We start from the raw sequence: 10,699 nt of genomic DNA, 5'->3' as shown, positions 1-10,699 counted from the left end.
ACATCCCAGATGATGCGGTCGTCGGGCGTGTCGAACACCGCGTGCAGCGCCACCGTCAGTTCCACCACGCCCAGCGAGGCGCCCAGATGGCCGCCGGTGGTCGAGACCGCATCGACCGTCTCGGCCCGCAATTCCTCGGCCAACTGGCGCAACTGGTCCACCGACAGGTTCCGCAGGTCGCGCGGCGCGCTGACACGGTCCAGAAGCGGAAAGCGGCCCTTCGTCGGGATCGCGTCGTTCGGGATTTCGGCGTGGCTCTTGTCTTCGGCCATGGTCTTCAGCTCCTGCGATCGACGACGTAACGGATCAGGTCCCGCAACCGGTCGGCTTCGGGCCCGAAGATATCGAGATGGGCTTCCGCCTGTTCGGCCACGCGCCGCGCCTCGCGGGCAGCCCCCTCCACGCCCAGCAGGGCGACGTAGGTGGATTTGCCAGCCGCCTGGTCCTTGCCGGCGGTTTTGCCCAGTTCCTCGGCGCTGGCGGTGGCGTCCAGCACGTCGTCGGCAATCTGGAAGGCAGCGCCCAGGTCACGCCCATAGGCGGCGATGCGGGCACGAACCGATGGATCGACCTGCCCGAGAATCGCCCCGGCCTCGGCCGCGTAACGGATCAGGCAGCCGGTCTTGAGCGCATGCAGGCGCTCGACTTCCGGCAGGGAAAGCGAACGGCCTTCGCCTTCCATATCGATCATCTGGCCACCGACCATGCCGGCTGCCCCCGAGGCAGCGGCGAGGGCGGACACCAGGCCGATGCGGATGGTCGCGTCGGAGTGGGTGGCCTCATGAGCCAGAATCTCGAACGCCATCGTCTGGAGGGCATCACCCGCCAGGATGGCGGTCGCCTCGTCGAACTTGCGGTGCGTCGAGGGCTGGCCCCGGCGCAGGTCGTCGTCATCCATCGCCGGTAGGTCGTCATGCACCAGCGAATAGGCATGCAGCATCTCGACAGAGGCCGCGACGCGATAGGACCGGGCAGCATCGACATCGAACAGGCTGGCGACTTCGGCCGTCAGATAACCGCGCAGGCGCTTGCCGCCGCCCAGCGTGGCATAGCGCATGGCGTCGATCACCCGGCCTTCGGCGCCCGGCACCGGGGGCAGCAGGCTGTCGATGGCGGCTTCGACGGCCGAGGCCCGTGTCGACAGGGAAGACCGCAGCAGGCTGGCGCGGTCCGCGGTCTGCCCTGTCCGGGCGGTCGCTGTGGTGTGGCTCATCGGTACGTCAATCCATCGATTTCGTCTCCAGCGCGCCATCGGCCCGCTGGATGATCGCCTGAACGCGGGCGTCGGCCTCGTTCAGCTTGCTTTCGCAGTGTCGTCGCAGAGCCGCCCCACGCTCATAGGATGCGATGGCATCCTGGAGGCGAAGCTGTCCGCCTTCGAGCTTGCGCACGATATCTTCGAGCTGCGCGAGGGCGTCCTCGAAGGAAAGCTGGGACAGATCTTCCGTCATTGGGTGCGGTACTTCCATCATGAGGCGCAGGAATTACTCCCAGGTGGCCGCTTCTGCCAAGGGCATAGGGCGGATAGGGGGATTTTGTGCCGGATGTGGCATTTAGGGCACGTCTTTGGAACGAACAGGCAAGTGCGGCGTCCTAAGTGGTTGCCGCCGCTTCGGGTCGGCGCCTGATCACGAAAGAGAGCACACCGCCATCCTCGCCGAAAGCGATCAGCGCATGGCCCGTTTCACGGCAGAATGCCTGGAAATCGGCAACGCTGGCCCGGTCGGTCGCGATCACGCGCAGCCGGTCACCCGGCTGCATGCTCCGCAGGGCCCGATTGGCCTTGAGGACGGGCAGGGGGCAGCTCAACCCTTTGACGTCGAGCAGCGTCTCGCTCATGGCAGCGGGCTCCGGAAGGCGGCAGCGGATCACGAACCCTCTGCCTGGGGGTGACTTTACGGCACGAAAGGTCGCACCATAGAAGAAATGGCGACCATGGAAAATATCACGGCTGACGGGATGGATATGACCGGCTATCGGATTGGAATCGATTTTGGCGGAACGAAGATCGAAATCGCGGCGTTGGCTCGCGCGGACGGCCGGGAACTGGTCCGACGACGCATTGCCAATCCCGGACATTACGCCGGCGCGGTCACGGCCATTCGCGATCTCGTCACCGCCATGGACGCCGAACTGGGCGGCACGGGCACCGTGGGGATCGGTATTCCGGGCTCGATCAGCCCGGAGAGCGGCCTGATCAAGAATGCGAACGCCACCTGGCTGAACAACCAGCCCTTCGGGCGGGACCTGACCGAATCCGTCGGGCGCGAGGTCCGGGTCGAGAATGATGCCAACTGCTTTGCCCTGTCCGAGGCCGTGGATGGTGCTGGTGCCGGCCGACGCGTCGTGCTGGGGGTGATTCTCGGTACTGGGATGGGCGGCGGACTGGTGGTGGACGGCAAACTGCTGACCGGCGCTCACCATATCGCCGGCGAGTGGGGGCACATCCCGCTGCCCTGGCCGCGAATCACGGAAATGCCGTTCCCCAAATGTTTCTGCGGCAACGAAGGTTGCCTGGAACGATTCCTGAGCGGCCCGGCCCTGGCACAGGACTGGAAAGGACCGGGCCATCGCGACACGGCAGGAATCGAGGCGGCAGCCGAGGCGGGGGACATCGCCGCCATCGGCGCGCTCGACCGCTATGTGGACCGCCTGGCGCGTGCCTGCGCCATGGCGATCAACTTCCTTGACCCGGATGTCGTCGTGCTGGGTGGCGGGGTGTCGAACCTGCTCTCGATCTACGCCCGCGTGCCGTTGCTAATGCCCCGCTACGTCATCACGCCCCAGTGCAATACACCTGTCGTCCGCAACCTCCATGGTGACAGTTCCGGCGTGCGCGGCGCGGCCTGGCTCTGGTCGGCGGACGAGGTGGCGGCGTAAGAGGCCTGTAGCGGCCACTCTCGCTGCCGAGCACATTTCTGCTCAGATTCTAACTCGGGAGTCGAACGGGGGGTGGTTTGCCCCCCTTTCCAGACTCTACTCTTCCGATTGTTTCTGCAGGACCCGATCTGGTCGAAAACCGGTCGCGACCACATACAGTTCGCTCGATTCCTTGCGGCTGGCCGGCGGCTTGGCGTGGCGAACGGTCGCGAAAGCGTGCTTCATCGGTTCCAGCATCTGCTTCTCAGACCCTCCCTGAAAGACCTTCGCCACGAAGGTGCCCCCCGGTGCCAGCACCTTTAGAGCAAAATCCAGGGCCAGTTCCGCCAGGCCAAGGATGCGCAAATGGTCCGTCGGTGCGTGGCCGGTCGTATTCGGCGCCATATCCGACAGGACCAGATCGGCCGGGCCGCCCAGCAATTCCGTCAGCTTGTCCGGCAGATCGGGGTCGTTGAAATCGCCTTCGAGGATCGTAGCGCCGGAAACAGGGTCGACCGGCAGCAGATCGACGCCCACGACATTGCTCGCACCGCGCTTGACGGCCACCTGCGTCCAGCCACCTGGTGCCGCGCCCAGATCGACCACCCGCATGCCGGGCTGGATCAGATGGAAGCGGTCATCCAGTTCGATCAGCTTGAAGGCCGCGCGCGACCGCCATCCCTGCTTGCGGGCGGCCTGCACGTATGGGTCGTTCAGTTGTCGGTTGAGCCAGCGCTGCTGGGCCGTGGTGCGCCCCCGCGCGGTGCGCAGCGATACGGCCTGGCTCCGGGTCGAGCGTGCGGCGCCGGAATCCGCCGCCGCATCGCCGGTACCGGGGGCCGAACTGCTGCTAAGGGCCTTGCCGGGAACCCGTGACTTGCCACCACCGGCGGGAGGACGACGCTTCATGGAAGCGATACGCCCATCGCCGGCGGCCGGGATGCGGCAAAGGGCAGGGGAGACGGTGACGACGGCATGGCCACACTGGTCGAATCGTTAATCATGCGCAGCAGCATACCATCACGCAGGCCGCGATCGGCCACCATGATTTCCGGCACCGGCCATACCCGGTGAATCGCCTCGAAGATCGCACAGCCCGGCATCACATATTGGGCACGGTCTGGGCCGACGCATGGGTGCTGGCTCAACCCGACCGGCCCCATGGCAGCCAGGGTACGAATCGCCTCCAGGGCCGGCCCAGCCTCCAGGATCGTGCCATCCACCGCCGTCCGGCTGTAGCGCGCAAGCGACAGGGCAATGCTGGCCAGGGTGGTAACGGTGCCGCTGGTGCCGATCAGGCTGACATTGCCGCGGCTGATTTCGCGGCGAATGCAATGCACGGCCTCGAACGCCCGCAACTGGTTGGCGATCTGCTCGACCATCCGCTGGTAGCCCTGTTCGCTGAACGCGCTCTCGCCGAACTGCTCCGCCTGGGTGATCACGCCCGCCGGCAGGCTGAGATAACCGCTGAGATCCTGGCGGCGGGTATGCCGGTCGGTGCGGACCCACGCGATTTCAGTCGAGCCACCACCGATATCGAACAGCAGCGCGCGGGTGCGCGTAGGGGACACGCGGTCGTCATGCAGCAGGGCCGAACAGCTTTCCATCGCCAGTTCGGCTTCCTCGCGCGAGGAAATCACGGTGATATCCAGCCCGGTTTCCTGGCGGGCGCGCTCGATAAAGGCCGCGCCGTTGCCGGCGCGGCGGCACGCTTCGGTCGCGACCGCGCGGTAGCGATACAGCCGTCGGCGCTCCATGCGCATGGCGCAGATTCGCAATGCGTCGATGGTGCGATCCATCGCATGGGGGCTGAGTTCCCCGGTCCGTTGCAGGCCTTCGCCCAGCCGAACGATTCGGTTGAAGCTATCGACGACACGAAAGCCATCCGCATGCGGGGCAGCGATCATCAGCCGGCAATTATTCGTTCCAAGATCAATCGCGCCGAACATGCCAAGCATGCCGCGATTCGGCCGAAATCCCGAAGCACGGGGGAGTCGCGTCGCCTCCTGGCCATCGCGCCAGGACATCGTACTGTCCATCGGACGGTCCCTCTGCCACCACCGTATGGAGTATATACTGTGTGCTGACCCGCACGCAGGGCAAGACAAATATGTCCGATTGCAAAAACAGCACGGAAAGGTGCTTGTCACGCTCCGTGGCCGATGCTATCAGCCCCTCACCGCACGGCACTAAGCCCGGTCACCCGGTTGGGGGATAGTTTAGCGGTAGAACTACCGGCTCTGACCCGGTCAGCCCTGGTTCGAATCCAGGTCCCCCAGCCAATATTGCTTTCTAAATTGATGTATGAAACACGCTTTTCGGACAGAAAAGCCGTGTACGCATGTCCTTGAATGCGGAAGATGCGCCTTCCATGGTCGCCTCACGCCGGGGAATGATTGCTGCCATTGTCAGGTGATGGCAACGACCCTGTGTTCAATCCTGTTGCAGGTCGTCAGGGCAGAGAAAGCAGAGGCCGATCAGGAGCGGGACCGGCAACAGGAAGTAGCCGGATGTCGCCTGACGCATGAGGACGGAGAGAAACGCTCCGGCGACGCAGCCTGCCCAGCCGAGGCCGGGCAGGGCGGCGGCCAGGGAGAAGGCAGGCTTGCCGCGCTGTGCGTTCCAGAGAAAGCCCACGATGTTATCCGCGAATTTGACAATGTTGTTCGTGACGACGATCGTCTGCACAGAAACGCTGGAGAAGCGGGACAGCACCTCGCCCTGCATGGCCATTGCGACGGTCAGCAGCAGGGTTTCCGCTCGCGACCCCGTGGCGGCGGCATGCGACCAGTGCAGGCATTGAGCCAGCACCAGAAGGGCTGCGATCCACAGCCATTCGTGACGATAGGCGCGCAGGCTGCGGCGCAGCAGGCTGGCGGCGAGGGCTCCGCAGAAAAACAGGCCGAGAACGGTGCCGATGGCAGCCACCTTCGGCCAGTCCTGCGCGGCAAGCGAGATGCCGAAATTGGTCGAGTTGCCGGTCATGGCGGCGCTGAAGATGCCGTGGAGTTCCACATACCCCACGGCGTCCACGTATCCGGCGACGAGGCTCAACGTCGTCACCCGCAACGCCGAGCGCGTCGTGGGGAGCATCAGACGATCAGGGGCTTGTCCTGGCGCAGTTTCGACAGGGTGTCCTCATCGAGGTTGAGGTGCTCCTTCACCATCTGGCGCGGTGACAGGCCGAGCCATTGGTTGGCCGAGAAATCGGCGAACCGGTCGCTCTTGAAAGCTTCCAGGAACACCATCGGCTCGTCGCCGATATTTTCCAGATAATGACCCATGCCCAGCGGCACATATCCCACATCGCCGGCACAGTAATCGAAGGTCCGCGCCTTGCCGCCGGATGCGAAAACGGTCATGCGGGCACGGCCACGGACGAAATACTGCCATTCGTCGTTGTTGGGGTGCCAATGGAGTTCACGCAGCCGCCCCGGTTCCACAACGTTGATCGCGGCGGCGATGGTGGACGCCGCCGGAAAATTGCGTGAATCCACGACCCGCACGGTCCCGCCGGCGGCCTGGGCGGGCTTCTGCTTCAGGAAGCGATGGGTGTACTGGATTGGCGACGGCCCCTGAGGGCACTTGATTGCGTCCTGCTTCGCGACCGTGGGTTCGGTGCCGTTGAAGATCCAGCGCGTCTTTTCGACCTCGGTGGGCAGGTGGGCGAACGCGGATTCCGGGACGCCGAAATTCTTCGCGAGGATGTGTCGCGGCGTGTGGGCGAACCAGTCGCTGACAAGAAACGTCTCGTTTTCCGAGAAATTCGCATCATCGAAGACCAGCAGGAATTCGCACCCTTCCTCGCCGAGCCCCTGGATGGAATGGGGAATGCCGGCCGGGAAGTTCCAGATGTCGCCAGCCTCGACATCATCCACGAAGGGGCGCCCCTCGGTGTCGATGGCGGTGACGCGGGCCTTGCCTGCGATCATGAAGCCCCATTCGGCTTCCTTATGATAATGCAGTTCGCGGTATCCGCCGGGCTTGAGGCGCATGTTGACGCCGGCAAGCGTGGTAGCGGCAGGGAGTTCGCGAATGGTGATTTCGCGCGCCCAACCACCCGAGCCAAGGCGATTGCGCGCGTCGGCGTAGGAAAATTTCAGGTTTGGAATGGTTCCGGCATCGGTATCCGGCGACGCAAGCAGATCGGGCACTTCGCGTTCGCGGGGAAGATTGCGCGGGCCGAGAATGCTGGCGCCGCGATCGCCACGAATGGGTTCCGGCGCTTCGGGCTTTGAAGTGAGCCAGGGAAGATCGGTCATCGGAATTGCCTCCTGATCAGCCGTTGTTTTGACATAATATGTCACAAAGAGCCGATCATCGTTGACACGGATCAACGAATCCGATTGCTCACGCCCCTGTGACCTTTGCCTGCTCACGTCTTACGATCCAGTGCCGCGCGGGCGCCGGACGCTTTCATGGGTCTTCTCGTCTTCGGGAGGCGTTAAATAATAAATGAAGTAATTATAAAATAAAAAAGTCGTTTAATATATATTATGCCAATTAATATTTATAATTTCTTCCATTTTTGTAGTAAATAATCCATTTATTTAAGTAATGGCACCGCAAAACGTAATGTCGATTACGAACGTCGGTCCGGTCGACGCAGCCGGTAGGTCAGGGCCTCGGCGACATGGGGCTGGCCCGTTTCTGTGTCTCCGGCCAGATCGGCGATGGTGCGGGCGACGCGCAGCAATCTTGTAAATCCACGCGCCGACAGGCGCAGCCGGTCAGCCGCCCGCACGGCATAATCGCGGGCGAGGGCATTGATGGGGAACAGGTCGGGCGGTGCCTCGGCATTGGTCAGTCCGTCCTGGCGCGCGGCCTGGATCTCGCGCGCGGCGGCGACGCGACGCGCCACCACGGCGCTGCTTTCACCGGTGGGCAGACCAGCCAGTTCGGCGGGCGAGACCGGTTCGACATGTACGCTCATATCGATCCGGTCCAGCATCGGGCCAGAGATACGGGATGTATAATCCCTCGCCACAACGTGGTGCCTTGCGGCATTCCTGCGTCGCATCTCCCAGATAGCCGCATCGGCAGGGGTTCATGGCCGCGATCAGTTGAAAGCGGGCAGGGTAGGTGACATGCCCCGACGCCCGCGCCACCGTAATGGTGCCGGTCTCGATCGGCTGGCGCAGCGCCTCCAGCGCCGGGCGCGAAAATTCCGGCAGTTCGTCGAGAAACAGCACGCCCCGATGCGCCAGGCTGACTTCGCCGGGCCGTATCCGACTGCCACCACCCACCAGCGCAACCTGGCTGGTCGAATGGTGCGGATCGCGAAAGGGGGGCCGAAAGATGGGCAACCCCATGGGCAACTGGCCCGAGATGCTGTGAATCCGGCTGATCTCCAGGATCTCGGCACTGGTAAGGTCGGGCAGCAATGAAGGCAGACGTGCCGCCAGCATGGATTTGCCGGCACCGGGTGGGCCGGTCATCAACAGGGAATGCGCGCCGGCCGCCGCGATTTCCAGCGCCCGGCGCGCCGTTTCCATGCCGCGCACATCCGCCAGATCAGGCCCGCTTGCAAGGTCGAACGGCAGGCGAGCCGGCAGTTCGACCGATGGCAGAACCTGTTCGCCGGTCAGATGATTGACCAGTGTCAGCAGGCAATCCGCCGCGACGATATCCAGATCGTCGCCAGCCCAGCGCGCTTCGGGACCTTGCTGCGCGCCGCAGATCAGGCCGCGCGACTGGTCGATCGCGCTCAGGGCGGCGGGTAGCACGCCGGGTACCGGATTGATCCGTCCATCCAGCGATAATTCGCCGATCGCGCCATAGCGTCCGCTTTCCTCGGGCGGGACGACAGCCATTGCCGTCAGCAGGGCCAGCGCGATCGGCAGGTCGAAATGCGATCCTTCCTTGACGATGTTGGCGGGCGCCAGATTGACCACGATCCGCTTCGCCGGCAGCGCCAGGCCCATGGCCGCCAGTGCCGCACGTACACGCTCGCGCGCTTCGGCCACGGCCTTGTCGGCCAGACCGACGATCAGGAACGATGGCAGGCCAGACGCAAGCTGTACCTCGACCCGTACGGGAATGGCGTCGATACCCGACAGGGCGAACCCCAGTACGGAAGAATTGGTCATGCAGCCCCGATCGCCGGAAAATCCCGTATCGTCATGTTGTAACCCAGAAAGCCGCCTGCGGAACCCCATGGCAGCCTCCATCGTGGCGCACATATGAGTTGGCATAATATATATTATACAACATTTGGCTGTTGGCGAGGCCCGGATGGAATGCTCCTCCCACGAAGGCCGTGTCGCTGTCGAGACCCCGTTACGGCACGTCTGCGCGTGTCGATCAAGCCAACCACCTTAGCCCCCATTGTCAGGGCGTTTTTTTGGGGCTTCCACTGCCTGGTCGACGTGTCGCGCGTCGTGGCGCCGATTCCGGTGGAGAGATCGCCGGCAAGATGCCTTCCACGGCATCACGCGGCGTAATCCGGTTCCATACATCCAACGCCGCAATCTTGTATGCCTCGGCAAAGGTCGGATAGTTGAAGGTCGCTTCGATGAAATATTCGACGCTGCCATCGAAATTCAGGACCGCCTGACCGATATGGATCAGTTCGGTCGCCCCTTCCCCCACGATATGCACGCCCAGAAGGCGGTGCCCCTCCAGCCCGACGACGAGCTTCAGGAACCCCTCCGTCTTGCCCATGATCACACCGCGCGAGGTCTCGCGGAAACGAGCGATCCCGGTTTCGTAAGGGATTTTCCGTGCCCGAACCTCCTCTTCCGACAGGCCGACGGTAGAGATTTCAGGTACTGCATAGATGCCATAGGGAAAGAATTTCGGCGCGGCGGGCACGGGCTGGCCACAGGCATGGCAGGCCGCGATACGGCCCTGTTCCATGGAGGTAGACGCCAGTGCGGGAAAGCCGATGACGTCGCCAGCGGCGTAGATATTCGGAATTTCGGTCTGGAACGTGATCGGATCCACCGTCAACCGCCCACGCGAATCCGCTTTCAGTCCGGCGGCCTCCAGATCCAGGGCCTCCGTCGCGCCCTGTCGGCCTCCCGTATAAAGCAGCAGATCCGCGCGCACGCGCCGGCCACCCTCCAGGATGGCCACAGGCTGGTCCGCCTCGACCACAATCGATTCCACCGTGCTGCCCAGACGGAAATTGACGCCGCGATCACGCAGTTGATGCACGAATTCTTCCACCGTTTCATGGTCGATGAATTCCAGCACATGTTCGCGCTGATCGATGATCGTCACCCGCACGCCCAGCGCGCTGAAGATCGTCGCGTATTCGATGCCGATCACACCCCCGCCGATTACGGTCAGCGAACGTGGCAGGCAGGTCAGGCGCGTCATGCCATCGCTGTCGATGATCCGGGCATCGTCGAAAGGCACATAAGCCGGCCGGTGCGGTATGGAGCCCACGGCAATGACGATGGCGCGCCCGCGCACCCGTTGCTCGGCCCCCTCACCTTCCGCGATCGCCAGCGTATGGCGATCGAGAAAACGCGCTGCCCCCTTGGTCACGGCAATGTCGTTGCGAGCGAACTGATGCTCCAGCACCTCCACCTCGCCCTGAATGGTCTTGCTCAGGCGCATGCTCAAATCCTGCGCCTCGATACATTGCTTCACGCGGTAATTGACGCCGTAGAATTCGCGTTCCCGCCAGCCGGTCAGGTTCAGGATCGTCTCGCGCAATGTCTTGGAAGGAATGGTCCCGGTATGAACCGACACGCCGCCAACCTGGGCCTGTCGTTCGATCACCAGCACCGATCGGCCGAATTTCGACGCCTGTACGGCCGCCCGCCGTCCCGAAGGGCCGGAGCCGATGACGATCAGATCGTAATCATACACATCGCTCATAATTCTCGGC

10 protein-coding genes, 1 tRNA gene and 1 pseudogene are annotated in these 10,699 nt (G+C 63.5%); 2 read left to right on the top strand and 10 right to left on the bottom strand.

The features are described 5' to 3' along the window. The 4 genes from C7453_RS15015 to C7453_RS15000 form a co-directional block, all read right to left on the bottom strand. The coding region (locus C7453_RS15015; protein WP_281271506.1) for a 1-deoxy-D-xylulose-5-phosphate synthase N-terminal domain-containing protein at nucleotides 1–272 on the bottom strand (272 nt) is incomplete at its 3' end. A gap of 5 nt (nucleotides 273–277) precedes the next feature. Next, a complete protein-coding gene (locus C7453_RS15010; RefSeq protein ID WP_114728419.1) occupies nucleotides 278–1,213 on the bottom strand; it encodes a polyprenyl synthetase family protein in 936 nt (311 codons plus the stop codon). A gap of 7 nt (nucleotides 1,214–1,220) precedes the next feature. Beyond that, the gene (locus C7453_RS15005; RefSeq protein WP_114728417.1) at nucleotides 1,221–1,451 is read right to left on the bottom strand and encodes an exodeoxyribonuclease VII small subunit; all 231 of its coding nucleotides are present in this window, start codon (nucleotides 1,449–1,451) and stop codon (nucleotides 1,221–1,223) included. 142 nt (nucleotides 1,452–1,593) lie between these two features. Continuing rightward, complete coding sequence (locus C7453_RS15000; protein ID WP_114728414.1) at nucleotides 1,594–1,839, bottom strand: sulfurtransferase TusA family protein; 246 nt, start codon at nucleotides 1,837–1,839, stop codon at nucleotides 1,594–1,596. Nucleotides 1,840–1,965: 126 nt separating this feature from the next. Here C7453_RS15000 and C7453_RS14995 point away from each other — a divergent pair, with 126 nt between their 5' ends. Continuing rightward, nucleotides 1,966–2,880 (top strand): ROK family protein, encoded by a 915-nt coding sequence (locus C7453_RS14995; RefSeq protein WP_114728455.1) that lies wholly within the window; start codon nucleotides 1,966–1,968, stop codon nucleotides 2,878–2,880. A 96-nt stretch (nucleotides 2,881–2,976) separates the two neighbouring features. Here C7453_RS14995 and C7453_RS14990 read toward each other — a convergent pair whose 3' ends face one another. Together C7453_RS14990 and C7453_RS14985 are read right to left on the bottom strand one after the other, a co-directional pair. Beyond that, entirely contained in the window at nucleotides 2,977–3,768 is a 792-nt protein-coding gene (locus tag C7453_RS14990; RefSeq protein WP_114728412.1) for an RlmE family RNA methyltransferase, read from the bottom strand. Beyond that, the gene (locus tag C7453_RS14985) at nucleotides 3,765–4,886 is read right to left on the bottom strand and encodes a Ppx/GppA phosphatase family protein (RefSeq protein WP_408871603.1); all 1,122 of its coding nucleotides are present in this window, start codon (nucleotides 4,884–4,886) and stop codon (nucleotides 3,765–3,767) included. The genes C7453_RS14990 and C7453_RS14985 overlap by 4 nt, the downstream gene beginning before the upstream one ends. A gap of 181 nt (nucleotides 4,887–5,067) precedes the next feature. Here C7453_RS14985 and C7453_RS14980 point away from each other — a divergent pair. Beyond that, nucleotides 5,068–5,141: transfer RNA gene (locus C7453_RS14980), tRNA-Gln, on the top strand. A 151-nt stretch (nucleotides 5,142–5,292) separates the two neighbouring features. Here C7453_RS14980 and C7453_RS14975 read toward each other — a convergent pair. The 4 genes and pseudogenes from C7453_RS14975 to sthA all read right to left on the bottom strand — a co-directional run bounded on the left by C7453_RS14975 (nucleotide 5,293) and on the right by sthA (nucleotide 10,689). Continuing rightward, the gene (locus C7453_RS14975) at nucleotides 5,293–5,952 is read right to left on the bottom strand and encodes a YoaK family protein (protein WP_114728408.1); all 660 of its coding nucleotides are present in this window, start codon (nucleotides 5,950–5,952) and stop codon (nucleotides 5,293–5,295) included. Further along, on the bottom strand, nucleotides 5,952–7,121 hold the full coding sequence (locus tag C7453_RS14970; RefSeq protein WP_114728453.1) for an oxalate decarboxylase family bicupin: 1,170 nt from the start codon (nucleotides 7,119–7,121) through the stop codon (nucleotides 5,952–5,954). Before C7453_RS14970 ends, C7453_RS14975 begins: the two co-directional genes overlap by 1 nt. Nucleotides 7,122–7,441: 320 nt before the next feature. After that, nucleotides 7,442–8,948 (bottom strand): annotated as a pseudogene (locus C7453_RS14965) (YifB family Mg chelatase-like AAA ATPase). A gap of 241 nt (nucleotides 8,949–9,189) precedes the next feature. After that, nucleotides 9,190–10,689, bottom strand: coding sequence for a Si-specific NAD(P)(+) transhydrogenase (gene sthA / locus C7453_RS14960; protein WP_114728406.1), 1,500 nt, complete (start codon nucleotides 10,687–10,689; stop codon nucleotides 9,190–9,192). Between the last annotated feature and the right edge of the window lie 10 nt (nucleotides 10,690–10,699).

Source organism: Gluconacetobacter liquefaciens, assembly GCF_003350405.1.
Lineage (GTDB): Bacteria > Pseudomonadota > Alphaproteobacteria > Acetobacterales > Acetobacteraceae > Gluconacetobacter > Gluconacetobacter liquefaciens.
Note: the sequence above shows the minus strand (reverse complement) of the source record. Positions and strands in the feature narration are given on the sequence as shown.

Bases quoted from the DNA above. Each gene is read 5' to 3' on its own strand.
- C7453_RS14995 (WP_114728455.1), top strand. From the start codon at position 1,966: ATGACCGGCTATCGGATTGGAATCGATTTTGGCGGAACGAAGATCGAA.
- C7453_RS14970 (WP_114728453.1), bottom strand. From the start codon at position 7,121: ATGACCGATCTTCCCTGGCTCACTTCAAAGCCCGAAGCGCCGGAACCC.
- C7453_RS15000 (WP_114728414.1), bottom strand. From the start codon at position 1,839: ATGAGCGAGACGCTGCTCGACGTCAAAGGGTTGAGCTGCCCCCTGCCC.
- C7453_RS14985 (WP_408871603.1), bottom strand. From the start codon at position 4,886: ATGTCCTGGCGCGATGGCCAGGAGGCGACGCGACTCCCCCGTGCTTCG.
- C7453_RS14975 (WP_114728408.1), bottom strand. From the start codon at position 5,952: ATGCTCCCCACGACGCGCTCGGCGTTGCGGGTGACGACGTTGAGCCTC.
- C7453_RS15010 (WP_114728419.1), bottom strand. From the start codon at position 1,213: ATGAGCCACACCACAGCGACCGCCCGGACAGGGCAGACCGCGGACCGC.
- sthA (WP_114728406.1), bottom strand. From the start codon at position 10,689: ATGAGCGATGTGTATGATTACGATCTGATCGTCATCGGCTCCGGCCCT.
- C7453_RS14990 (WP_114728412.1), bottom strand. From the start codon at position 3,768: ATGAAGCGTCGTCCTCCCGCCGGTGGTGGCAAGTCACGGGTTCCCGGC.
- C7453_RS15005 (WP_114728417.1), bottom strand. From the start codon at position 1,451: ATGACGGAAGATCTGTCCCAGCTTTCCTTCGAGGACGCCCTCGCGCAG.